The organism is Blautia marasmi, assembly GCF_900258535.1.
GTDB lineage: Bacteria > Bacillota > Clostridia > Lachnospirales > Lachnospiraceae > Blautia > Blautia hominis.
Map to the genome: position 1 here is coordinate 5,822,968 of NZ_OIWX01000001.1, position 25,156 is coordinate 5,848,123.

At 48.6% G+C, this 25,156-nt stretch carries 23 protein-coding genes and 1 pseudogene; all 24 read right to left on the reverse strand.

Annotated elements, in window-relative coordinates; translation table 11 throughout:
• Positions 1–27 precede the first annotated feature (27 nt).
• Positions 28–300, reverse strand: coding sequence for an ACT domain-containing protein (locus C6P39_RS25725; protein ID WP_104805647.1), 273 nt, complete (start codon positions 298–300; stop codon positions 28–30).
• A gap of 207 nt (positions 301–507) precedes the next feature.
• A complete protein-coding gene (locus C6P39_RS25730) occupies positions 508–1,305 on the reverse strand; it encodes an MBL fold metallo-hydrolase (protein ID WP_095172663.1) in 798 nt (265 codons plus the stop codon).
• Positions 1,292–1,894 carry a dephospho-CoA kinase gene (gene coaE, locus C6P39_RS25735; protein ID WP_104805648.1) on the reverse strand — a complete coding sequence of 201 codons (603 nt, stop codon included), beginning with the start codon at positions 1,892–1,894 and terminating at the stop codon, positions 1,292–1,294. Before coaE ends, C6P39_RS25730 begins: the two co-directional genes overlap by 14 nt.
• A 46-nt stretch (positions 1,895–1,940) precedes the next feature.
• Positions 1,941–4,586: a DNA polymerase I gene (polA, locus tag C6P39_RS25740; protein ID WP_104805649.1), complete on the reverse strand. Its 2,646-nt coding sequence runs from the start codon at positions 4,584–4,586 to the stop codon at positions 1,941–1,943.
• A 158-nt stretch (positions 4,587–4,744) separates the two neighbouring features.
• Entirely contained in the window at positions 4,745–5,215 is a 471-nt protein-coding gene (locus C6P39_RS25745) for an acyl-CoA thioesterase (RefSeq protein WP_095172661.1), read from the reverse strand.
• A gap of 185 nt (positions 5,216–5,400) precedes the next feature.
• Positions 5,401–6,891, reverse strand: a complete 1,491-nt coding sequence (gene galT, locus C6P39_RS25750) for a UDP-glucose--hexose-1-phosphate uridylyltransferase (protein WP_104805650.1) — start codon at positions 6,889–6,891, stop codon at positions 5,401–5,403.
• Between the two features lie 17 nt (positions 6,892–6,908).
• On the reverse strand, positions 6,909–8,078 hold the full coding sequence (locus tag C6P39_RS25755; protein ID WP_104805651.1) for a galactokinase: 1,170 nt from the start codon (positions 8,076–8,078) through the stop codon (positions 6,909–6,911).
• A 117-nt stretch (positions 8,079–8,195) separates the two neighbouring features.
• The gene (locus tag C6P39_RS25760) at positions 8,196–9,107 is read right to left on the reverse strand and encodes an ArsR/SmtB family transcription factor (RefSeq protein ID WP_104805652.1); all 912 of its coding nucleotides are present in this window, start codon (positions 9,105–9,107) and stop codon (positions 8,196–8,198) included.
• A 151-nt stretch (positions 9,108–9,258) separates the two neighbouring features.
• Positions 9,259–11,391, reverse strand: coding sequence for a DUF6449 domain-containing protein (locus C6P39_RS25765; RefSeq protein ID WP_104805653.1), 2,133 nt, complete (start codon positions 11,389–11,391; stop codon positions 9,259–9,261).
• Entirely contained in the window at positions 11,366–12,268 is a 903-nt protein-coding gene (locus tag C6P39_RS25770) for an ABC transporter ATP-binding protein (protein ID WP_104805654.1), read from the reverse strand. Before C6P39_RS25770 ends, C6P39_RS25765 begins: the two co-directional genes overlap by 26 nt.
• Positions 12,261–12,635 carry a GntR family transcriptional regulator gene (locus C6P39_RS25775; RefSeq protein WP_095172655.1) on the reverse strand — a complete coding sequence of 125 codons (375 nt, stop codon included), beginning with the start codon at positions 12,633–12,635 and terminating at the stop codon, positions 12,261–12,263. The genes C6P39_RS25770 and C6P39_RS25775 overlap by 8 nt, the downstream gene beginning before the upstream one ends.
• A 118-nt stretch (positions 12,636–12,753) precedes the next feature.
• Positions 12,754–13,164, reverse strand: a complete 411-nt coding sequence (locus C6P39_RS25780; RefSeq protein ID WP_104805655.1) for an acyl-CoA thioesterase — start codon at positions 13,162–13,164, stop codon at positions 12,754–12,756.
• Between the two features lie 14 nt (positions 13,165–13,178).
• Positions 13,179–13,649 carry a hypothetical protein gene (locus C6P39_RS25785; RefSeq protein ID WP_095172653.1) on the reverse strand — a complete coding sequence of 157 codons (471 nt, stop codon included), beginning with the start codon at positions 13,647–13,649 and terminating at the stop codon, positions 13,179–13,181.
• Between the two features lie 38 nt (positions 13,650–13,687).
• The gene (locus C6P39_RS25790; protein ID WP_104805656.1) at positions 13,688–15,010 is read right to left on the reverse strand and encodes an aspartate kinase; all 1,323 of its coding nucleotides are present in this window, start codon (positions 15,008–15,010) and stop codon (positions 13,688–13,690) included.
• 189 nt (positions 15,011–15,199) lie between these two features.
• Positions 15,200–16,369: a pyridoxal phosphate-dependent aminotransferase gene (locus C6P39_RS25795; RefSeq protein ID WP_104805657.1), complete on the reverse strand. Its 1,170-nt coding sequence runs from the start codon at positions 16,367–16,369 to the stop codon at positions 15,200–15,202.
• Positions 16,366–16,860 carry an Lrp/AsnC family transcriptional regulator gene (locus tag C6P39_RS25800; protein WP_095173240.1) on the reverse strand — a complete coding sequence of 165 codons (495 nt, stop codon included), beginning with the start codon at positions 16,858–16,860 and terminating at the stop codon, positions 16,366–16,368. The genes C6P39_RS25795 and C6P39_RS25800 overlap by 4 nt, the downstream gene beginning before the upstream one ends.
• Positions 16,861–17,020: 160 nt before the next feature.
• The gene (locus C6P39_RS25805; protein ID WP_104805658.1) at positions 17,021–18,094 is read right to left on the reverse strand and encodes a sulfate/molybdate ABC transporter ATP-binding protein; all 1,074 of its coding nucleotides are present in this window, start codon (positions 18,092–18,094) and stop codon (positions 17,021–17,023) included.
• Positions 18,091–18,776 (reverse strand): annotated as a pseudogene (modB, locus tag C6P39_RS28620) (molybdate ABC transporter permease subunit). The gene C6P39_RS25805 and the pseudogene modB overlap by 4 nt, the downstream one beginning before the upstream one ends.
• 71 nt (positions 18,777–18,847) lie before the next feature.
• Positions 18,848–19,768, reverse strand: coding sequence for a molybdate ABC transporter substrate-binding protein (modA, locus tag C6P39_RS25815; protein ID WP_104806046.1), 921 nt, complete (start codon positions 19,766–19,768; stop codon positions 18,848–18,850).
• Between the two features lie 130 nt (positions 19,769–19,898).
• Positions 19,899–20,840, reverse strand: a complete 942-nt coding sequence (locus C6P39_RS25820) for an XdhC family protein (protein ID WP_104805659.1) — start codon at positions 20,838–20,840, stop codon at positions 19,899–19,901.
• Positions 20,841–20,843: 3 nt separating this feature from the next.
• Positions 20,844–21,878: a molybdopterin-binding protein gene (locus C6P39_RS25825; protein ID WP_104805660.1), complete on the reverse strand. Its 1,035-nt coding sequence runs from the start codon at positions 21,876–21,878 to the stop codon at positions 20,844–20,846.
• 265 nt (positions 21,879–22,143) lie between these two features.
• On the reverse strand, positions 22,144–23,091 hold the full coding sequence (locus C6P39_RS25830) for a DMT family transporter (protein WP_104805661.1): 948 nt from the start codon (positions 23,089–23,091) through the stop codon (positions 22,144–22,146).
• Positions 23,078–24,520, reverse strand: a complete 1,443-nt coding sequence (locus C6P39_RS25835; protein WP_330407130.1) for an MATE family efflux transporter — start codon at positions 24,518–24,520, stop codon at positions 23,078–23,080. The genes C6P39_RS25830 and C6P39_RS25835 overlap by 14 nt, the downstream gene beginning before the upstream one ends.
• A 216-nt stretch (positions 24,521–24,736) precedes the next feature.
• Positions 24,737–25,156: a hypothetical protein gene (locus C6P39_RS25840; protein ID WP_104805662.1), complete on the reverse strand. Its 420-nt coding sequence runs from the start codon at positions 25,154–25,156 to the stop codon at positions 24,737–24,739.

The following is a 25,156-nucleotide window of genomic DNA, read 5'->3' on the forward strand; positions in this document are numbered from 1 at the left end:
TCTCTTGTCCTTTCCTGGGTTTCCAGATTAGATACGGTGCATCTTCGTAAAGATATCCTCATGCTGTGCGTGGATCACAACGCCGATTTCCTCACCCAGTTTTGAAAGCTCTGTGGAAATCTGATCCAGCTTTTTCTCGGATCTGCTGGCATCTGTTATCATCATCATATTGAAATAACCGTCAATGATGGTCTGGGAAATATCCAGGATGTTAATATTATTCTCTGCCAGATAGGTGCAGACTTTTGCAATGATTCCTACAGTGTCCTGTCCTACTACGCTGATAATTGTCTTCTTCATTTTTTTCTCCTCGTAAATGTATATTATAGTTACTATTCACGGCTGCTGTTCCGCGAGGTGTTTTTATGCGCTTGCGCATGAAAGTCCCGAGGCAGCCAGCGCGATATGGGGCAGAATGCTCCATATCTGTGCATCGCGAAGCGTGTTACTGTTTACAGAACTGCGTTTTTTACAGGGCTGTAAATAGTAGCATATTATAGTTGCCGTCTATACGGTGATCAGCTCTGATGCACAATCCCTGTGCGCTACAGAAATCTTAAAATCAGAGGAACACCATGGATTTTCCCCCATAGTCACCTCTGAGCATACGGTCTCATAAGCCAATGCCTCGTAATTGTTCTCACGGCTCAGATGACCCAGCATGATCTGTTTCATTTTGCCGTGGAGCAGACGGCATAAAAGCCTGCCTGCAGACTCATTGGACAGATGGCCTCTCTCGCCCAGGATCCGCTGTTTTAAGTAATAGGGATAACTTCCCACCTGCAGCATGTTCACGTCGTGGTTTGCCTCCAGCAGCAGGGCATCCAGTCCCTGGAGCTGTTCCACTATGTAATCATTATACTTGCCCAAATCCGTGGCGATCCCCACAGACTTGTCCTCATGATTCACCCGGTATCCCACCGGCTCTGCTGCATCGTGGGAAATGTTAAAGGGATGAATGTCCAGATCTCCGATAGAAAATGGTTCGTCTGCCCGTATGACCCGGTACAGCCCTTCCGGCATCTTGCCGAGAGTGGACATGCGCTGCATCTCCTCCATGGTTCCCTGGGTACAGTAAATGGGAATCTTATACTTTCTGGAGATAACACCCAGACCCTTGATATGGTCAGAGTGCTCATGGGTGATCAGGATACCGTCGCAGTCCTTTGTGGTGCGGTCAATGGTATTGAGGCCTTCTTCAATCTTCTTGCCGCTGATGCCCACATCCACCAGAATGCCTGCATGGTCACTGCCCACATAAATACAATTGCCGCTGCTTCCGCTGGCAATACTACATAGATTCATAATATGTTCTCATCCTTCGCTCAATCTGAAGATAGGTATGGGCCACATCTTCGTCGTTATATAACAAAAAGTCACATTTGGCTTCAAATTCATCCTCAGACAGTTGATTTTCCATCACTTTCCTGGCTTTTTCCTCAGAATAGCCCCTGTCGCGGCGAAGCCTTTCCATGCGTACTTCTTTTTCGCAATAAATATACCACAATTCATCATAAATTTCATCATAATTATCTTCTAATAATAAAGCCGCCTCAATGAAGAAGAATTCTGTCTCCTCTTTTTTGGAGCGCTCAATCTCTCTGATAATATATTTTTTCACTGCGGGATGAATGATCTTATCCAGTTTTTCCAGCATGTCCTTCTTTTCAAATACGATCTGCGCGATCGTCTCCCTGTTAAGAGAACCATCCTCATTCACCACCCAGTCCCCAAAGAGCTGAATGACCGGCTCATAGCAGACCTGGCCGGGCATCATCAGCAGATGCCCCACGTCATCCGCCTTCACCACCCGTGCATCAAAATGTTCCTCAATATAATTCAGTACAAAACTTTTTCCGGAGCCTACCCCTCCGGTCACACCTATGACTCTCATAACAGTTCCTCCTTTATCCCTTGTACTCCCCTTAGTCCCTGTATCTTTACTTTGCCTCATACCAGTTGCTTCCTGTATGCATATCAATCTCCAGCGATACAGCAAGACTGGCGGCATTTTTCATCTCTTTTTCCAAAATGGCAGAAACCTGCGCGGTCTCGTCCTCTGCGGTCTCCACCAGCAGTTCATCGTGCACCTGCAGAAGCAGACGTGATCTTAAATTCTGTTCCTTCAGCGCTTTTCCCACCCGGATCATGGCGATTTTAATAATATCAGCCGCGGTTCCCTGAATCGGCGAATTCATGGCTACCCGTTCGCCAAAGGAACGCTGCATGAAGTTGCTGGATCTCAATTCCGGAACCGGACGTCTTCTGCCGAACATGGTGGTCACATATCCCTTCTCTTTCGCCTCTGTCACCAGACCGTCCAGAAATCCCTTGATCTTCGGGTATGTCTCGAAATAATTTTCAATATACTGGGCAGCCTCTTTTCTGGTAATGCTCAAATCCTGGGAAAGACCAAAAGAACTGATGCCGTAGACAATACCAAAATTGACTGCCTTGGCATTTCTCCTCTGTAAATCCGTCACCTCATCAAAGGGGACATGAAATACCTGGGAGGCTGTCATGCGATGGATATCCTGAGCCTCCTGATAAGCCTGGATCAATTTTTCATCCCCTGACATATGTGCCAGCACACGAAGCTCGATCTGGGAGTAGTCTGCATCCGTAAACACGTATCCGTCTCTTGGGATAAAGACCTTGCGTATAAGCCTCCCCAGCTCCATACGGATGGGAATATTCTGCAGGTTCGGTTCTGTACTGCTGATACGCCCCGTGGCGGTGATCGTCTGGTTGAAGGTGGAATGAATCCTCTCATCCTCCCCGATATAGACTGCAAGGCCGTCCGCATAGGTGGATTTCAGCTTTGCCAGCTGCCTGTACTCCAGGATATCTGCCACCAGCTTATGATCAGGGGCCAGTTTTTCAAGGACATCCGCCGCTGTGGAATAACCGGTCTTGGTCTTCTTTCCCCCCGGCAGCTTCAGCTTTTCAAACAGGATCACACCGAGCTGTTTGGGGGAATTGATATTGAATTCCTCCCCTGCCTCCTGGTAGATCTCCTTTTCAAGCTCCAAAATCCTCACATAGAGCTGGTCCCCATACTCTTTTAAAGCCTGGGCATTTACCCGAATCCCCTCCTTCTCCATTTCGGAGAGGGTAAAGAGAAGGGGCATCTCAATGTCTGTGAAGAGATGCAGCATTTCTGTCTCCTCCAGGGCCTTTTTCAGGGGCTCCCTGCTTTTCAGGGCCACATATGCCATGTAGCAGACAGACAACGCTGCCTGTTCCTCCTGGTCTTTCATCCCTTTTGTATAGTTTAGTTTTCCCAGAAGGTCCTCCTTTGCGGGAAGCATCTCTCCTAAGTACTCTTTTGCGATATCGTCGTAAGTGTAGGCAGATTTCAGCGGATTCAGCAGATAAGCCGCAATCCCTGCATCAAACATTTTCGTGTGGTTCTCCAGGTCCATATGGCGCAGCATGGATTTTACATCCAGGGAGGATACCATGGCTGCCTCCTGACAGAGCATCTGCGCCTGTTCAAGCAGATAGGCCTCCGTCAAAAATCCCTGGGGAAGGAAGCAGTAAGACAGCACCTTTTCCTCATCCGAAAAGGAAAGCCCCATTCCCAGAAACACACCGTTTTCCTTTAAAATGTGAAGTCCCAGCTCCGGTTTCTGCCTGGCCTTCCCAATGATCTCCTCGGCCTGGTTAAGTTCTGTCACCGTTGAAAAGCTTTTCTCCGCCTCAGCGGGGGCACCGGTGTCCTCAAACCGGGAGAGAAAGTTTTTGAATTCCAGCTCTTTAAAGAAATCATAGGCATCCTGTGTGTAAAAATCTTTGACCCTGGCACTTTCCCAGTCATAATCCACGGGGCTGTCTATATTAATGGCAGCCAGCTTCTTGCTGAGGACAGCAAGATCGTAGTGCTCAAGAAACGCGTTTTTCGCCTTGTTTGGCTTGATGTCCTCCACATGTGCGTAGGCATTTTCCACATTTCCGTACTCCAGCAGGATTTTTGTGGCGGTCTTTTCTCCAACTCCCGGCAATCCCGGAATGTTATCGGATGCATCGCCCATCAGTGCCTTCAGTTCAATGATCTGCTCCGGGCTTAACTGATATTTTTCTTTCACGTCATCAGCGAAATAATCCTCCACTGTGGTCTTGCCGAACCTGGTCTTGGGGATCCTGATACAGATATGGCTGCTGGCAAGCTGCAGAAGGTCCCTGTCTCCGGAGAGGACGGTGACTTCCATGCCCTTCTCCTCGCTCTTCTTTGCAAGGGTGCCTAAAAGGTCGTCTGCCTCATACCCCTCCTTGGAGATCATACACACCCCCATGGCTGCAAGCACATCCTTCATCACAGGCACCTGCTCCCTTAACTCCTGAGGCATGGGTTTTCTGGTGCCCTTGTAGGCCTCATACATCTGGTGCCGGAAGGTGGGTGCATGCAGATCAAAGGCTACCGTCAGATAATCCGGCTTTTCCTCCTCTATGGTCTTGAACAGGATGTTTAAAAATCCATATATGGCATTGGTGTGAAGCCCCTCTGAGTTTGTTAGTTCAGGCAGGCCGTAATAAGCTCTGTTCAGTATACTGTGTCCGTCTATCAGCAGGATCTTTTCGCTCATTTTAATCTCCTTTTAATCAATATCGTAACTGTTCAGTTCCATCACAGTTACAGGCAAAAATCCATGCGGGATCGCCTTTGGCGATGGGATTTTTACTTGGCTGCGGAATGCTTTCCTACGGTCAGCGCAGTGAATGCGCAGACCTGCTTCATCGTTGCTCAATATCCTTCTATACGCCTCTGTTTGCGCAAAGCATAGCGCTTTTCTCCGCCTTCCCACTCCGCTTTTTCTGCCTCTGTCTCCACAAGCAGTCCCGGCACCGGTTTGGGATGCTGGCAGTCATCCACTGCCACCATGACCACATAGGCCCGGTTGATGATCTTTCTGATCCCCCGGCGGCTCTCCACATAGGTGTCCACCCGCACTTCCATGGATGTACGTCCCACGTGGGTGATCTTTCCTCTCAGGACGATCACGTCATCCACAGAGGCGCTTTCTTTAAAATTTAAATTATCTATGGCAGCAGTCGTAATCTCGGATTCGCTGTGCCGCATGGCTACAATGCTGGCGATCTCGTCAATCCAGCCCATAAGCTGTCCGCCGAAAAGCTTGCCGTAGCCATTCAGATACTTTGGACGCATGAGATACGTCTGCTCTGTCTGGGAATCCGCTACCCTTTTTTCTTTCATACTATGTTTTCACACTCTCTTCTGTCTGTTTCACCGGGCTCTTGATTTCCAGCCCATCGCGAAGCGATTTTTAATGTCTGGATGCGTAACGGTTCAGCTGTCTGAACTGTTACCAGTATAGCATACCTTTAACAAAAAAGACAGGCACCCGACCTGTCTTTTTGTATCTTATTATATCCAAGAATTTATAATGTGGCAAGGAATTTTTTGAAAGCAGCCCTTCCCTCAGGGGTACATTTGTACACGCCGGCGTCCTCCAGCACCTTGACAAAGACCTGTCCCACCTCTTCCTGAAGAATATCCATCACATTCTTTTCATTGATATCCCGGTATTTCGGCAGGAATTCTTTTACCCAGTCCGCGTGTTTTTCCAGCATCTCATTTTCTGCCGGGTCTCTGCCTTCCAGAATGTAGGAGGCCAGCAGTTCCAGCTCGTCTTTCAGCCTGGCCGGAAGAACCGCCAGTCCCATGACCTCGATCAGACCGATGTTCTCTTTCTTAATATGATGATATTGTGCATGGGGATGATAAACACCCAGGGGGTGCTCCTCTGTGGTGATATTATTTCTCAGTGTCAGATCCAGTTCAAAGGTATCCCCAATCTTTCTCGCAATCGGGGTGATGGTGTTGTGAGGCTCCCCGTCTGTCTCAGCAAAGACAAATGCATCCTCATCCGTATAGCCTCTCCAGTTATCAAGCACATGCGCAGCAAGGTCGATCAGTCGTTTTTCATCCTTATGGCGGATGCGAAGCACAGACAGCGGCCAATTTACAATACCGGCCTCCACATCTTCATATCCGGGGATGGTCACGCTCTCCTCTATGGGTGCTTTTGCCATGGCGAAGGTATAATGGCCTCCCTGGAAATGGTCATGGCTTAAAATAGAGCCTCCTACGATAGGCAGATCCGCATTGGAGCCAAGGAAATAGTGGGGAAACAGTTTTACAAAATCAAAGAGCTTTACAAAAGCATTCCTCTCGATCTTCATAGGCACATGCTGCCCGTTAAAAACAATGCAGTGTTCATTGTAGTACACATAGGGGGAATACTGGAATCCCCAGGGGCTTTCATTGACCGTGATGGGAATGATCCTGTGGTTCTCTCTGGCCGGATGGTTCAGACGGCCTGCGTATCCCTCATTCTCCATGCAGAGGAGACATTTTGGATAGCTGCTCTGTTTCGCATTCCTGGCTGCTGCAATGGCTTTGGGGTCTTTTTCCGGCTTTGAAAGGTTGATGGTGATATCAATGGTGCCGTAAGTGCTGTCCACAGTCCATTTTCTGTCCTTCTTAATGCGGTAACGGCGGATGTAGTCACTATCCTGGCTCAGTTTGTAGAAATAATCCGTAGCAGTCTCCGGGGATTTCTCATATTCCTTCCAGAATTTTTCCTGCACCTGTGCCGGGCGGGGCATAAGACAGTTCATGATCTTGGTGTCAAACAGGTCACGGTAGCCGATACTGTCCTCGATCAGGCCGCGTTTTACAGCTTCATCCAGCAGTTCGCCCAAAGTTTCCTCCAGATCCACGTCTCTGTACTCCTCCTGAGGCTCCTCATAGTCGTCCTGACGGAATAGATCCAGAAGCAGGTTGATGGTATAATTTTTCTCACATGCAGGCACCAGGCCTGTTTCTAATCCGTACTGCACAAGTTTTTTAATACTGTTGTTTAACATAGTATTTCCCCTTCCTGTTATCCGATTCTTCTGGCCCCGTCACCGATCTCCACCCTGTAGAAATCCGCACCGTAACCGATTTTTTTCTTATAAACAGAGCCCACATTCCGAATAAATGCCTCCGCAAAGCCATCCTCCACGATGCTGACTGTGCAGCCTCCAAAGCCTGCCCCCGTCATGCGGGAACCCAGGACGCCGGGCTGGTCCCAGGCTGCCTCTGCCAGGGCATCCAGCTCCTTTCCCGTGACCTCGTAGTCATCTCTCAGTGAAATGTGGGACTCATTCATAAGCATGCCAAATCTCTTTAGATCCTGCTCTTTCAGCGCTTTTACTGCCTGTATGGTCCGCTGATTCTCGTAGACCGCATGGCGCGCGCGTTTCACATGCACCGGGTCTTTGATGATCTCTTTTACTTCCTCAAAGGCCTCCCCTGTCAATTCTCCCAGAGAACGGATATTCACAATGGACTGAAGCTCTTTGAGTGCTGCCTCGCATTCCCTTCTGCGTTCATTGTATTTAGAGTCCGTCAGCCGTCTTTTCTTATTGCTGACCGAAATGAGAAGGGACGCATTCCCCAGTCTGATAGGCGCATATTCATAGCGCAGATTGCTGGTATCCAGGAAAATCGCATGGCCTTTCTTCCCCATTGCCACAGTAAACTGGTCCATAATCCCGCAGTTCATGCCGCAGAACTTATTCTCCGCATACTGTCCAAAAAGGGCCATATCTGTTTTTGTCAAATCTGAAAAGCCATATAAGTCTTTTAAAACCATAGCCATGAGAAGTTCTATGGAAGCGGAGGAGGAAAGTCCCGATCCATTGGGAATATTGCCGCCAATCACCAGGTCAAGCCCTTTTTCTATAGGATAACCTTTGGTGGTGAATGTCCAGATAACACCTTTTAAATAGTTGGTCCAACCGGCTCTCTCATGATATCTAAGATCATCCAGGCTGGTCTCAAAAACCCCCGCATTGCTGAAATTTTCGGAGTAAAGACGCAGTTTCCGGTCTTTCCGGATCCTCGCCGCTCCATATGTACCGTTTGTGAGGGCACATGGAAATACATGTCCCCCGTTATAGTCTGTGTGCTCCCCGATAAGGTTCACACGGCCAGGTGAAAAATAGAATCGGATGTCGCCGTCTGCGCCGAACAGCTCGCAAAACCGGTTTTGCAGTTTTCGCTTCATCCTCCCACTCCTCCTATGTTCCAATATAGCCAATAGGTCTGCAGGCTTATTAGTTATATTAATTTTGTTTTAAAACATTTTTCCTGTTCTTTTATTATAACACAGGAAATATTTTTTTCAATATTCAATCCGCATCAGAATATCCTGGGGATAGTCTCCAAAGCTGCAGCCAAAAATATTCACACCGCCGATATGCTCTGCATTCTCTTTTATACCAATGCGTACGGAGATATAAGGCCCTTCTACCAGGTCATATCCAGATATCGGCACACTGCTTACCTTTAAACCGTCCAGATAGGTTCCCTCTGTATCCATCACCCATTTTTTCAGGTTGCCGTACTGGGAATTCTTATCTTCCCACCAGTCAGGGTTCAGTTTGCCTCTCCTGCCGCCAAAATCGCTTGGACAGGTCCAGGTCCCCGCATCCACACCGTTGACCCACAGGGTAATGTCCGAGGGACAGTCCAGATCATAATCCGCAGTCTCGGAACACAGTTCCGCGGAGATCTCCAGACGCTTTACCCTGCTTCCCTGGATCCCCGCATTGGGAAAACGGTATTCCAGATAACCGGAGGAGAACCAGACCAGTTTGGCGGTTGTCCGCCTTGGATCATAAAAACACCGGGGCTCGTCCTCCCCGTCAATATACTCCTCATCATTGACCATACCACAGGTGGGCGTGATCTTATAATCCACATAATTGCCTACCGGCATGGAGATGACTTCCTCATGCTTTGGTCCTCGCCGCTGCTGCAGATGGAGCACCAGCTCCTCATTCTGCCGGATACAGAGCTTCATGGCCCCCCTCACTCCGGGCTTCAGTTCGGTACGGATCAGCCCTGCTTCCTCCAGCACACGGACATTTAAGGCTGCCGAGGAGGCCGGAATCTGCAGGATCTCTGCAATTTCATTGACGCACAGGGAATTTTCATCCAGAAGCTTCAGGATACGAATCCGAATCTCTGAGGAGAGCGCTTTTCCCACCAGCATCAGTTCCTTTTCATTCTCAAAGGATAATTGTCTCTTCATGTTGTTTTCCTCTTCCTTCCGCCGGATATCACTGGGGCCGGAATCATTGATAGTTATATTTTACCCTCTTTCTTCCTGCCTTGTCAACCACGACAAAGGCTGCCGCACATTTATGCGGCAGCCCCTGTATTTCTATCTGTCAGACGGTTCGTCAGTTTTCTGTTTTCAGCACCTTTTTCACACAGGACGGCAGGTCATTGCTCAGGTAAACCCCTTCTTTTGTCTCACCTGCCCCATCCTTCCAGTAGATGCGCAGACTCTTTGAATAATCCGGATAGATATCTTTTGCAGGATTGCTGTACTGGTCAAAAACAGACTTTGCCAGGATCTCCATCCTATCCTCTTTATCCGAAAATGTAAATTCTTCAGTGTTTCCGTTATTATCACTGGAAACCACAACGATCTTCTCCATCTTATCCACATCCTCTTTTGTATAGACATGGCATCCCGCCTCTTCCAGCAGTTTTCTGGTACCCCGGAATCCCTCATACAGGGGCAGGGACAATGTCTGGGTAATATCTAAGGATGCAGTACCATTTTCAAATCTACTGCCCTGTTGAACGCTGATACAGTCAATGTTTAAAAAGCCTACCACCTGCTGATCCAGGCTCTCCTGGAATCCCAGGCTCTCCCACTCGCTTTTGTAGGTCTTGAAAATATTCTGCATTGCAGTCTCCGAGGTTGTGACCTGTCTGTTGGCAGAGAAAATATCATTTAAGGAAATCTCTGTTATCTTCTCCGCATCAATAAATTCCACAGGAAGGGTCTGCTGTTTATATTCCCAGCTGTCGTAAATATTTCCCATCAGCTTAAGCGCGGCGTCATCCTGCTTCACTTCATAGTACCGGTACACATCCCGGCCTGATTTCAAGTGATATTTCACATAAAAGCACAACAGATCTTCTCCGTCTTTCAGTTTTGGGAAACCATCATTTTCTTTCTGGGCTTCCACTCCCATGGCAGCCAGGTCATAAATACTGTCAAATTCTTCATATTTGGCATTTTTAAGATAGGCTTTTATCTCACTGTCACCCTGATAATAAACGGAATTATACGGATAGCTGTACAGGCTGTTCATGCTGTTAATATAGACGGACATACTTTCTATCTTATTTTCTTTCGGAAGATAAGTATCCACTTGAAACACATCAAAACGGTAGATGACCGTCATCGCAGCCAGCATGACCAGCACCACACCTGTAGAGATGCGGGGACGCAGGCTTTCTCTGATATCCATCCGGTACAGAAAATCCATGGCGGTTGAGATGACCCAGGCCGAGAATACCAGAACCATTACAAACCATACAAATACGTGCTGACCGATTCCCTGGCTGATATTAAGCGCGATCAAAACGGAAAAAGGAAATACGACCGCAATTTTAATGATCGGTTCCAGTCTTTTAAACGCGATTGCCTTGTGATAACTCTCCGTAGGCCGCAGATGATATACCAAAAGGCAGAGTGCCAGAAGCAGAACTGCTGCCAGCAGGCCTGCAGCGGCCAAAAGCCACGGTGTTTTTCTTGTATCATAATTTATCGCTTCACGTATGATATCCATATAGCTATATAATGGCGAAAGGGTCCATCCTCCCGCATGGAAGGTAAACCGCAGAAAATTGTAACTTCCGCCGCTTAACGTGTAGGGCGTTGCGGCCTGGAAAAAGCGCCCCGCCATACTGATAAAGACTTCTTTTATAATAAATCCATAGCTCAGAAACGCAGCATATGCCATGGCTCCCGTAAACAGATTCCCTGTCAGCATCACAGACAGTATCCCCACATGATAAAAGATAAGGAAATATACCATATGTGTCAAAAATGCGCCCAAGGCCAGTGAAACCGTATGTGCAGGGAATGTACCCTTCACAGCACCGGCCAGTAGTGCCAGCAGCAGATTCAGTAGATAAGGGACCGCAAAGATCAATACGCCGCCCAGGTAGGACACAAAATACATGCGCTCCCTTTTCATGGGAAGACTGTGATAAAAATCCGTCTTCTCTCTGGAGTACAGATACATATACCCTGTCATCCCCAGACAAAAACCTGCGATGACCACTAAAAGTATAAGAGCCACATTATCATAACCTGTGGTATTCCAAAATACTTCCGCGGACTGCGCTGCCTGCTCCTTGGGTTTCAATCCGTATGCAGCCACACTATCCAGCCGCATCATAGTCTGAACCGGAAGTGCCATCAGCATCGCCAAAAATGAGACAAGGAACCACGCGCCTCTTTCTTTCACATTCTGCATCACCATTTTAGTAAAAGAGATCTTTGATGTCATATCCCGCTACCTCCGTTTCACTGATAAAGATTTCTTCCAGGGTCAGCGGAATCATCTCCGCAAATACCGGGAACTTGCTCTCCACGATCTCCATGATCTTGTCCTTCTCCCCCCGGACGACCAGGGTCATCAAAGAGAGCCGCTTCTCATGCTGGACCACATCCAGTTCCCGAAGCAGTTCTTCCTCCAGCACCGGATTCTGGATCACACACTGGATCTTATGGATATGGAGCTTCATATCCTCCACTTCCCTTGACAAGAGAACGCCCCCTTTGTGGAGAAGTCCCACATGATCACAGATATCCTCCAGTTCCCTTAAATTATGGGAGGCGATCACAGGGGTAAATTCCCTCTCTGTGACTTCATAGGCCAGTATGCTCTTGGCAGCTTGCCGCATTACCGGGTCCAAACCGTCAAAGGTCTCATCGCAGAAGAGATATTTCGTGCCTGCGCAAATTCCCAGCAGCATGGAAACCTGGCGCTTCATTCCTTTGGAGAGCGTATGTATCTTCCTTTTGGTATCCAGATCCAGTCTTTTTGAAAGCTCATCAAACCGCTTTTTGTCAAACTTCGGATAATAGGTACTGTACCAATCAGCCATGGATCTCCCTGTTGCATTTGGAATAAAATAAGCACTGTCCGGCAGAAAGAAAATCTCTCTCTTTATCTCTTCCTGCTCATAGACAGACTTTTCATCTATCAGAATACTCCCCTGATCCGGTTTCAGAACACCGGATAAAAGACGCAGAAAAGTGCTCTTTCCCGCACCGTTGGTCCCTGCCAGCCCAAATATGCTGTTATCCGTTATCTCAATGCCGATATTGTCTACAGCCTTAATCTCCCCGAAGGCCTTAGACAGATGTTCCGTTTTAATCATGGTTAACCTCCTCGTACAGCGCCGCAGTCCGGCTCACACACTCCTCTTTTGTAACGCCCAGTTCAATCCCTTCTTTGATCACGATCCGCAGCTTCTGAAAAAAGTTCTCTTTCTTTTGCTCCACCAGATTTCTGCTGCCGGACACAAAATTCCCCCTGCCTTTTATGGGATAAATATACCCCTGCTGTTCCAGAATCGTATAGGCTTTCTGAATGGTATTGGGGTTGATGGACAGCTCTGTCGCCAGAGAACGTACAGAAGGCATCTGTGAGTCAGCTTCCAGCACGCCTCTTACGATCAACATCTGAAAGCGCTCCACAATTTGTTCGTAAATGGGTTTTCGGTTCTGGTAATCAATCACAATCATAGAGTTTCCTCTTTTCTTCACGGTTCTGATTTGTGTGCATCTAGTGTACTATGTGTCTTAGTACACTTACAGTATAAAAAATTTCCGGCCTCCTGTCAATAGAAACCGGAAATTTATATTATTTTTTATATTCTTCCAGCAACCTGTGATACCCGGGGCTGCTCCGCTTCAGGGAAAGGATTCTGCCGTCTCTGTCCAGAAAACAGTGTTTTGAAGTGCCCACGGCCCGGACTTCTCCGGTATCCCCATTGCTGACCGTGTATTCCAGCTCCAGCCTGATGCCGTTGTACTTTGTCAGTGCAATGGCGATCTCCACTGTCTCCCCAAAATAAGACATCGTCTTGTACTCGCAGGATACAGAAAGCACAGGGCTTATGATCCCCTCTGCCTCCATCCTGTCATATCCCATCCCCAGTTTCTCAAGGAAATCTGTCCTGGCTTCTTCAAACCAACGGATATAGTTGGAATGATGCACAATGCCCATCTGGTCCGTCTCATAATACTGGGTCTTATGTCTGTAAATTTCCATACTCTTCACGCTGCCTACTGGTTCTCAGCTTCTATATTCTGCTTGTTGCGGTAAGCACCGTACAGATACAGTCCGTGGATGACTACCCATAAAATGAAAGAGAGGCTAAAGGAACTTCTCAGCATGACAATATTGATGATATTGGATGCCAGGATACATACGAGAAGGATAACACCCATGATAAACGGCAGCTTTTCTTTCCCTTTGATGCCATTGAACATCATGGCGACCAGACCTGCTCCCAGCATGGCGGCGCCCAGCACAACGGTCACCACAACGGAGATGGTCATCTCCTGCATGGATACTGTGATATTATTGGTCTTCTGTATTTCATCCAGCACTTTCTGTCCCTGTGAGAACAGGACATACATGGATAACAAGCCGTTTGAAAGGTTCAGAGCGCCCATGATCAGCTCCACCAGGCCAACCCATTTCAGAGTTCCGTTTTTCCTGCTCATATTTTTCATATTCATATATCTGTTCAATTTGCTTCCTCCTGCTGTCTGCTGCCTAATCGCATTTCTTAAAGCTGTGTTGTCACGAAAATGTCATAGATCGCTTTCACAGCCCCTTCAAAATCTTCATTCTTTACGCCGATGATCACATTCAGCTCACTGGAACCCTGGTCGATCATTTTAACATTGATGTTGGCATGTGCCAGTGCCGCAAAAATCCTGGCTGCGGTTCCTCTGTTGGAGCGCATACCGCGGCCTACCACTGCGATCAGCGCCAGATCGGATTCCAGCTCCATATAATCCGGGTTTACCATACGGTGAATGCCTGCGATCACCTGCTGCTCTTTCTCCGCGAACTCATCCTGATGGATAAATACCGTCATGGTGTCAATACCGGAGGGCACATGCTCAAAGGAGATCCCCTGCTCTTCCAACACCTGCAGCACTTTTCTGCCGAAACCGATCTCGGAATTCATCAGGGATTTTTCAATAAACAGAGAACAGAACCCTTTTTTGCCCGCAATACCGGTGATGGTGTACGCCGGCTTCTTGCAGGTGTCCTCCACGATCATGGTTCCCGCGTCATCCGGAGCGTTGGTGTTGCGGATATTGATGGGGATTCCCGCTTTTCTTACCGGGAAGATAGCCTCCTCATGAAGCACGGTGGCGCCCATATAGGACAGCTCCCGCAGTTCGCGGTATGTGATGGTGTCAATGACTTCCGGATTCTTGATGATCCTGGGGTCTGTCACTAAAAATCCTGACACGTCTGTCCAGTTCTCATATAAGTCCACATCCAGAGCACCGGAGACAATGGACCCTGTAATGTCGGAACCGCCCCTTGAGAAGGTCTTGACTGTGCCGTCCTCCATGGCGCCGTAAAAGCCCGGCACTACCACATACTCCATATTTTTCAGATATTCCCTGGTCAAACGGTTGGTCATCTCCGCATCAAACTGTCCTTCCCCGTCAAAACGGATAATACGGGCAGCATCCACAAACTCAAAGCCCAGGTAATCTGCCATGACCTTACTGTTTAAGAATTCCCCGCGGGAAGCTGCGTACTCCTCCCCGATCAGGTTTTTAAAATTCTCCTCGATCACCTTAAAATCCTCTTCCAGGGAGATAGAGAGTTCAAGGCCGTCAATGATTTCCTGATAACGGCTCTTGATCTCCGAAAGAAGCGCACCAAACTCTGCTCCGCCTTCTTTGGCTGCCCGGTAACACTGGTATAATAAATCGGTGACTTTCGTGTCTGCTGAAAAACGCTTTCCCGGTGCAGAGGGCACCACATATCTTCTGCTCTCATCTGCTTTGATGATACTACCTACCTTCCGGAACTGTTCTGCGCTGGCAAGGGAGCTGCCGCCGAATTTTACTACTTTTCTCATTGCTTTCATATCCTCCTCGTATCTTTCCATCCGCATTCTGATTTTCTATATTGGCACAGAATGACTTGCAGCGCTATGGCTGCTTTATCCCATTTCTGCGGGTAATACCCTGCGAAACAGTGACATTCTTTTCTAAGTTAAAGTATAAAACTTATAATATAATCTGAACTGCCAATTGTCCAGTATTTTCTACTTTTTTTGACGTATTTTTTTCATAAACGCCTCGATCCGGGCCAAAGCGGCCTTCAGTTCTTCAATGGAATAGGCATAGGATATCCTGATAAATCCCTCGCCGCAGTCCCCGAAAGCGCTGCCCGGCACCACGGCAACCTTCTCCTCTTTCAGAAGCTCTGTGGCAAATTCCTCGGAGCTCATACCGGATTCCGTAATATCCGGGAATATGTAAAAAGCGCCTCTCGGTTCAAAGCAGGGGATTTCCAGCCTCTCCATCTCGTGGAGCAGAAAACGCCTTCTCTGGTCATAGGCCAGACGCATTTCCATCACGTCGGAATTGCCGTTTTTCAGCGCGCTTACGGCAGCATACTGGCTTGTGGTGGGGGATGACATGATGGCAAACTGGTGGAGCTTCACCATCTGTTCCATGATCTGCGCGGGAGCCAGCGCATAACCCAGACGCCATCCTGTCATGGCATAGGATTTTGAAAATCCATTGATCACCACACAGCGCTTCTGCATTCCCGGAAGGGAAGCAATACTCACATGCTGGGAATTATAAGTCAGCTCACTGTAAATCTCATCGGAGATCACCAGAAGGTCATGCTTTTCTATGATGTCAAGAAGTGCCTCCAGGTCTTCTTTTTCCATGATGGCACCGGTTGGATTGTTTGGATATGATAAAAGCAGCACCTTTGTCTTAGGTGTGACGGCAGCCTCCAGCTCCTCCGGCTTCAGGCGGAACGCATTCTCAGCTTTCAGGGGAATGGTCACCGGCACGCCCCCCGCTAACTGCACACAGGGCACGTAGGAGACAAATGCCGGTTCCGGGATGATCACCTCATCCCCCGGTTCCAGAACTGTCCGAAATGCAATGTCAATAGCCTCACTTCCGCCCACTGTCACCATGACCTCTGATGCTGGGTCATAGAAAAGCCCCAGCCTGTCCTCTATGTACCTGATGATTTCCTGTCTGAGGGGCATGAGGCCTGCATTGGACGTATAAAAAGTCCTTCCGGCTTTCAGGGAACGGATTCCCTCCTCCCGGATATGCCAGGGTGTATCAAAATCCGGTTCTCCCACCCCCAGGGAGATGGCATCCGGCATTTCGCTGACAATATCGAAAAACTTCCGGATCCCGGACGGCTTAATCTCTTTTACTTTCTCTGTGACAAATTCTCTCATAAAGTGATCACCATTCTTCCGTCCTGCTTTTTCCTTGCAAGGTTGACTCCCTGCTCCTTATATTTGGTGAGGGTGAAATAAGTGGCCGTGCTCTGCACCTCCTCTATGGACGCCAGATTCTCGGAGACAAAAAGAGAGATGTCCTTGATACTCTTCCCTCTTAAAAGCACCAGAAAATCATAGGCCCCTGACATGAGATACAGTGTCTCCACCTGGGGATACTGATAAATCTGCTCTGCTATCTTGTTGTATCCGTCGCCTCCCTGTGGTGTCACCTTCAGCTCGATGAGGGCTGTCACAGAGTCGTCATTCTCCTTATCCCAGTTGATCAGGGTGTGGTATCCGCAGATGATCCCTTCTTTTTCCAATTTGGTGATCATATCTGCCACGCTTTTCTCATCGGTTCCTGTCATGACTGCGATCTCTGCGGCGGAAAGCCTGCTGTTTTTTTCCAGAATATTTAATACCTGTCTTCTCAAATCCTGTTCCATATAATCCTCTCCTGTCCTGTCAGGCGGTCTTTGATCCGCCCGGTCCTGTACGCCCAAATAGAAAGAAACCTGCCCGGACATTCTGCCGCGCAGGTTTGTTTGGATTCGGCATAAATGTTTTTTTTAGTTTACGCCGTAATCGGTCTGTTGTCAAATATCTTTAAAGCTCCCCTCCTGTTTTATCTGTGAGAAGAAGCACATCCTCAGGAGAAACATGGAGAAATTCCGGCAGGTTTCCATGCATTTTTGCCCAGTTCTCTTTTGCCATCTTCCACCAGATCTGTTCGCTCCTCTCCTTCCCTGTCATTCCCTTCTTCCGTATGACCACATTCATCTCAAAAGGGGATTCCACGGTCTCCACCAATTCAGCGGGAAACGTATTTTCCCGGCTGCCGTCATCGGAAGGGGTAAAATAGTGTGCGCGGATTCCCACAAAGCAGACTGTGTCCGTCACCTTTTTTCCTGCACGCAACACGATTCCCCAGTCCAAAGCCTCCACATGGGTGTCATCCAGCTTTCTGGCCCTGGAGAAATTTTTGCAGCCGGTGAGACGGGCAGCTGCCACACAGCCCGGATACCGAAAGATTTCCTTTGTGGGTCCCATGCTGATCTTTTCTCCCTCATCCATGATCAGCAGATTTCCGCACAGGCGGTACACCTCATCCCTGTTGTGTGTGACAAGGATCATATCCTTTTTGCAGCCTTTCAAAAAATCAAGCATCTGTACCTGGAGCTGTTCTTTCAAATAGTAATCGAGAGCGGAGAACGGTTCATCCAAAAGCAGGGCCTCCGGTTCATTTGCCATCATCCTGGCCAGGGCAGTCCTCTGCTTCTGTCCGCCGGAAAGCTGGTGTGGGTACTGCTCCTCCAGCCCCTCTAACCGGAAATTATGAATCTGTTCCTCTGCCAGCTTCTCCTTCTCTTTTCCCCTGACCGCACAGCTTATGTTCTGCCTGACCGTCATATTGGGAAAGAGGGCATAATCCTGGAAGAGATATCCCACTTTCCTGTCTCTTGGCTTTAAATTTATTTTCTTTTCCGAGTCAAAAAGTGTCCTGCCGTTTAACAGGATCCTTCCCTCATCAGGTGTCACAATACCTGCTATGCTTTTCAGGGTCATACTCTTTCCGCAGCCGGAGGCTCCCAGGATGCCCAGAAGTCCCTCCCCTGTTTCAAACCGGACCTGCAGGGAAAATCCCTTCCATCTTTTTTTAATATCCACCTGCAGACTCATGCCTTCTTCCCCCGTTTTCCGTATGTTCTCTCTTTTGCCGTAAAATAATTCATGAGGACTACCACCAGGAAGGATACCAGCAGAATGATCATGACATATTTGTATGCGGTATCCATATCCCCTGCTGCCACTGCGGAATAGACCGCCAAAGGCAGGGTCCGCGTCTTGCCTGCAATATTGCCCGCGATCATGGCTGTTGCCCCGAACTCCCCAAGTCCTCTGGCAAATGCAAGAATGCCGCCCCCTGCAATACCCGGCAGCGCGGCGGGAAACATAATCTTCCAGAAAATCCGCCACTCGGAAAAACCCAGGGTTCTGGCTGCAAATATAAGGTTTTCATCCACCTGCTCCAGAGCGCCCCTTGCGGAACGATACATGAGCGGAAAGGAGATCACCACTGCCGCCAGCACGGTCGCCCCCAGGAAAACGCGATCTTAACTCCGAAATATTCCACAAAAAAAGCACCGATGGGGCGCCGGATTCCAAATAAATATAGGAGGAAGAATCCGGCCACTGTCGGCGGGAGGACCAAAGGCAGGGTAAAAATACCATCCAGCACCATCTTAAACTTCTCGTTTTTGAGCCCTGCCACCAGCTTGGCTGCCGCCAAACCGATGAAGAAAACGATGACGATAGTAAGTGCCGCGGTCTTAACCGATATCCATATCGGTGAGTAATCCATATCTGCCTATCCCCCTGTAGATAAATGACACAGCCGGTTTATGCGGACCGGCCATGCCTTTTTGCTGTGTATTATTTCACTGGTGTGAATCCATATTCTTCAAATACTGCCGAGGCCTCGTCCGAAGCCAGGAAATCCAGGAAGAGCTGTGCCGCATCCTTCTTGGTGGAGCCTGTCACAATACCTGCCGGATAAATTACCTTCTGTGCAAGGCTTCCCTCAGGCGCTTCCGCAATTACAGCCAAAGTATCCTTTTTGGTTGCCGCATCCGTAGCATACACAATACCTGCATCTGCGCTGCCCTCAGCTACCCAGTTGAGCACCTCCGTCACATTGGTTCCCAGGCTGGCTTTTGCCGATACCTGGTCCCAGAGTCCAAGGGTTGTGAGCGCTTCTTTGGCATACTGCCCTGCGGGTACGCTCTCCGGGTCTCCCACTGCCACAGTCTCAGCGTTTGCAACATCCTCAAATTTAGTGTAAGCGTCCTTCTTATCTGAAGGAACTACAAGAACGATCTTGTTTTCCAGCAGATTTTGGATAGAATCTCCATCAATCAGATTCTCGTCTTTCAGAGCTGTCATCTGTTTTTCCGCTGCGGAGAAGAATAAGTCCGCGTCGATTCCGGATTCAATCTGTGTCTGCAGCTTTCCTGAACTGTCGTAAGTACCTTCCACAGTGATATTCGGGTGCTGCTCCTGGAACATGGGGATCAGATCATCCTTCATGGAGTATTCCAGACTGGCTGCTGCTGCCATTAAAATAGTAACCGGTTCCTCACTGTCCCCTTTGTCCGCGTTATCCGTCTTCTCATCTGCCGCGCCCGCATCGTCTTTTGCCTCTGTCTTATCCTCTGCCTCAGAAGCATTATCCTTTGCCTCTGTTTTCTGCTCCGTGTCTTTTGCCGCTTCCTGGCTGCTGTCACTGCCGCATCCTGCAGTCATCATAGCTGCTGCCAAAAAAATGCCCAAAAGGCCTGCTGTTCTTTTTTTCATAGTGTGATCCTCCCTGACTTTTGTCAATATCTGTGTTTTCTCCGGCTCAAACAAAGCTTGCCGCTGTTTTTGTATCCGTCAAATCTCCTGTGCACATCCCGCCCGGCGGACGCAGAACAGCAGGCAATCGTCAGAGCTTTTCAAACAACACTTTTACCTTTCCGCCGCAGACCATGCCAAGGGTGGCTGCTTTGGAATTAGAGAGGTCATACTCCCGGATGGAAAAACCGCCTGCATCGGAAAAGCTCTGCGCTTCCCGAACAGCAGCGAATTCTATGGGGCCGCCTCCGATGGTGCCATATATGCTCCCATCCCTGCATACCACCATCCTGGTGCCCTCTCCCCGAGGGGAAGAGCCCGATTTTTCCACAACAGTTACCATAGTCACAGCATTTTCATCCCTGATCCCCCTGAGCACTTCCTCCTCCAGGGTCTTGCGGGGATATTTGTTCTTCTCCTGAATGATCTCCGCACAGATGCTCACGCCAATCTCCGCAGGTGTCTGCGCACCGATGGAAAGCCCGATGGGGGCGTGGATCTTCCGGATCTCTTCCTCGGGAAAACCGTCCTGCCGCAGCTTTTCAAAGGACAAGGCAACCTTTCCCCTGCTGCCGATCATGCCCACATAATCGCTCTTCAGTTTCAAGATAGCACTTAGGCAGTTATAGTCATCCTTGTGCCCTCTGGTCACAATAATGTAATAGGCATGTTCCCCAAACTTCCCCCTATCCAGACCTTCCGGGAAATCCATGCACAGGATCTCATCCGCATCGGGAAACCGCTCCCGGTTGGCGAATTCCTCTCTTTGGTCGATCACCGTCACATGGAAATCCAGCATTTTCAGAAATCTTACAAGAGCCAAGGACACATGTCCCCCGCCGCAGACAACGGCCCGGCTTCTCCCGTAAAGTGTTTCCCTGTATACATGTTCCTCCGGAGGCAGCATACGCTCCTCCCCGGACAGGATCTTTTTCCTTCCGGCCTGTCCGCCCGAGAGCGTGGTTTCTATGGTAATCTCATCTCTCCGGGCAAACAGCTCTGCAATCTGCAGATACATTTTCCTGTCAGCCATATATTATCTTCCTTTTCCAAAACCGCAGTTGGGGAAGGTACAGACATCGCAGTTCAGACAGAGTCCGCCTTCGCCAAGAGCTGCCAGTTCTTCTTTTTTAATGGGGTCATCCGCCATGATCCTTGGCAGGACCAAATCAAATACGGTTCTCTTTGCATACATGACACATCCCGGAAGTCCCACAATGGGAATATTCTTTCCGTCTTTCTTATAGTAGGCCACCAAAAGCATAGCTCCAGGCAGCACCGGGGCCCCGTAAGAAATGATCTCAGCGCCTGTGTCCTTGATGGCCCCGGGCGTACGGTCATCCGGGTCCACACTCATTCCCCCTGTACAGACAACCATATCCGCGCCCTGGTCAATAAAGGTGAGTATCTCCTCCGTGATCTTCGCTTTGTCGTCACCGGGATACACCTGTCCCATCACTTTTGTGGGGAACTCTCCAAGCTTTTCCTCTATGACCGGACCGAATGTGTCCTGAATCAGACCTTTGGAGATTTCGCTGCCTGTAGTCACAATACCCACGTTCTTCTCCCTGTAGGGCAGGATCTGAAAGATCGGGGCCCCTTTGACAGCTTCTTTTGCCCGGTTCATCTTCTCTTCTTCGATCACCAGAGGAATGATCCGCATTCCGGCCAGCTTGTCGCCTTTTTTCACCGGAAAATCCCCATGACGGGAGGCGATCATCATGTCCCCCAGAGAATTGACAGCAAGCAGTTTCTTCCTGTCTATTTTAAACAGCCCGTCTATCTGGGCTTTCAACTCTATTTTACCTTCTTTTATCTCTGACTCGGACATATGATCATTCCTGCACAGATCGCGCAGAATCAGCGCCCCCTCATTTTCATGAAGGATCCCCTCTGTCTTTTCCCAGACATACAGGTGCTCCTTGCCCACAGATAAGAGGACCGGAATATCCTCCTCCTTCACCACATGCCCTTTGCGGAACACAGGTCCTTTCTTTTCTCCCTTTATGATCTGCGTAATATCATGGCAGAGAATATGTCCTGCCGCTTTTGTTGTTTCTATCTCTCTCATTTTTGCTTATCCCCGTTTTCTCCAATATTGTAAAACCGTTCTCCGGAATTGTCCGAAAAACGGTTCTTATTTATGACAATAGAAAGTTCGTGGAACCTGCCTTCTATTGTTTTGTTTGTAACTGTTCAGTACCTTCACAGTTACAGGCAAAAATCCATGCAGGATCGCCTTGGGCGATGGGATTTTTGCTTGGCCGTGGTACACTTTCTTACGGTCAGTGCAGTGAATGCACAGACCTATTGAATCGTCACGTTTGTTTTTATTATTATACACGTTTTTTCTCATTAAAAAAGTTGTTTTGGCAACATTTTCTAATATTATTTTTCCCTGCCGCCTTTCCTTTGTCCGACAAAACCAGCCCCATGAGCACCAGCACAGTGCCCAGGACCGAAACCGCTGATATTTTTTCATGTAGTATCAGCACAGAGGCTGTAATGGTCACCACCGGGACCAGATACAGATATACACTTGTCTTCACCGCCCCTACAATCTTCACAGCCAGATTCCATGTGACAAAACAGAGCGCCGAAGCACACAGTCCCAAAAACAGGATATTTGCCAGCAGTACCGGATCCTTAAACCTGGAAAACTGCCATTGAAAATCCATAAAGAACAAGGCAGGCAGCATAAAGAGAATGCCGTAGAAAAATACGTGCCTGGTGATCTGTATGGTCTGGTACCCATAACTGCTGATTTTCTTAATAAGCACTGAATAACAGGCCCACACCACTGCTGCCAGAAGGGCCAGCACATCTCCTCTGGGATTCAGATGAAAAGATTTCTGCCCATTAAAGCTGAGCAGGATAATACCCGCTATACTGATCAAAAATCCCACAAAAAATCCGGCCTTCAGTTTCTCATCCCTGAGAAAGATAAATCCCAAAATGGCCGTGCAAAAAGGTGCTGTTGCCACGATCACCCCCACATTGGAGGCATATGTATAAGTCAGCGCAATATTCTCCATCAAAAAATACAGGGTGACACCACTGATACCCGCGGCGGCAAATAAAAACTCATGTCTCCTATCCTTTATTCTCATCCTTCGGTGATCTGCCAGGCAGAGCGCCGCAAATCCAATGAGGAACCGGAACAGCAGAATTTCAATGGGAGTAAACTCCCCAAGCAGCACCTTTGTGGAAATAAATGTAGTCCCCCACACAACCACGGTGAACAAAGCCATCAAATGTCCCGCTGTTTTTTTATTTTCTATCATATGCTTCCTTCTCCAATTTCTTCATTCTCCACAGATAGGTGATCACGAGAGGCGCTGCAGCCGCCACCCAGGCCAAAGGGTCTGCCCAGCAGATCCCCTCAAAGGAGCCAAAATGGCGGGCCGTAAAAGCTGCCGCTGTCCTGGCTGCCAGTTCAGCCGCCCCTGCCATCATGGGCACAAAACCAAATCCCATTCCCTGAAGAATGTTCCTGTATATAAAAATGGTTCCCAGGATCAGCATAAACGGCGCAATGATGGAAAAATACATCTCGCAGTATTTCAGCACATCTGTCTGCCCGCTGTCAATAAACATACGCACCATATATTTGCCCCAGAAATGCAAAACTACCGTTATCACCAGTGCATACACAGCAGACATCCCTGTGGAAACCCTGGCCCCTTTTCTGATCCGGTCAAACCTTCCGGCACCGATATTCTGTGAGGAGTAGGTTGCCATGGTAACACCAATGGAGATCATGGCCTGATTGATCAGCTGCATCACCTTAGTGGATGCAGTGAACCCGGCCACTGCCCTGGCTCCGAAACCATTGAGCGCGCTCTGCAGGATTATGATGCCAAGAGCTGTGATAGAGAACTGAAGTCCCATGGGAATTCCCACCTTGATCTGAAAACGGACGGAATTTTTCTCCAGGACCCTGTGCTCCTTTTTCATGTGCAGAAGCGGTACCTTTTTCACTATGTACACAAGACACAGAATACCGGAAACTCCCTGTGAGATCACAGTCGCCACTGCCGCGCCTTTTGTCCCCATCCGCAGCACCAGAATAAAGAACAGGTCCAGGAAGATATTCAGCACTGCCGCCAGGATCAGAAAATACAGGGGTATCTTACTGTTTCCAAGAGCCCTCAGAAAACTGGCCAGCAGATTATAGAGCACCTGGGTCCAAATCCCCAAAAACACAACAAACAGATACTGGTAAGCATCCTGATATATTTCTTCCGGTGTATTCATCAGATGCAGCAGCCCTTTCAGCCCTGTCACACTGATGATGGTCAGGATCACTGTGACCACAACTGCCAGTACAGAGGAGGAGTACACGGATCTCTTCATCCCATCCAGATTCCCCGCCCCAAACGTTCTGGACGTCAGAACCGTGAAGCCCGTTGTCAGTCCATTTAAAAATCCCAGGATCAAAAATACGATACTGCCCGACATCCCCACTGCCGCCAGCGCATTGACCCCAACCGTACGCCCTACAATAATGGCGTCCACCATATTATAGAGCTGCTGAAACACATTGCCGATGATCAGGGGAACCGTAAAAGCCAAAATCAGCCGAAACGGACTTCCCTTCGTCATATCTTTTTCCATAGCTGCCATAGTCTCCTTTTCATATAAGATGGATAATTCCGGCTGTCGGACAGGAAACGGACGGATGTTCCATCCCTGGCACGGCTCCCTGCGCATAGGAAAAGTGTCCCGGATAAACCGAAACACTTTTTTACAAAGCCGCCTGTTTCACCCCGCCTCCTGCATCTGTACAATCGGAAAATCAGGCCAGCGAAGTGGGTAGTTATTTAATGGATGCTGTACTAAGTACGGTAAACGCAGGAAACACGCCTGAAAGCAGTATAGCACAATTTTCAATCATTATCATCATTTTATTTTTCTGTCCTATGCGCTCTAGATACTCTTTCTCATTACTCCCGCAAAATTTACCAGAAACAATCCGCCCGCAGTCAAAAGGGAAGCCCCAAGCCCTGTATAGAACACAGCAATAAACACCTCCGGGCACCATCCGGAAACGCGAAGCCCAATCCCGAAAGTCATCATAAATGCCATAATGCAAAAGGCCTTCTTGTCAAAAAACTTCAGGAAAAACTGTCTCTCCTCCTCATACCCCACAATCCTCACGGTATGCTTACGCACCATCTTCCCAAACACAAAAATCTGGAAGACCAGATAAACCCCGGCTGACAATAGAACATTCAGCAATCCGAAGTAAGCCTCATATGCCTCCACACCAATACGCAGAATATTTCCTCCGGCCACAGCCCACACAAGCGCTGCTATAAGCAGCAGATAATTCTTTCTCACTTTCAT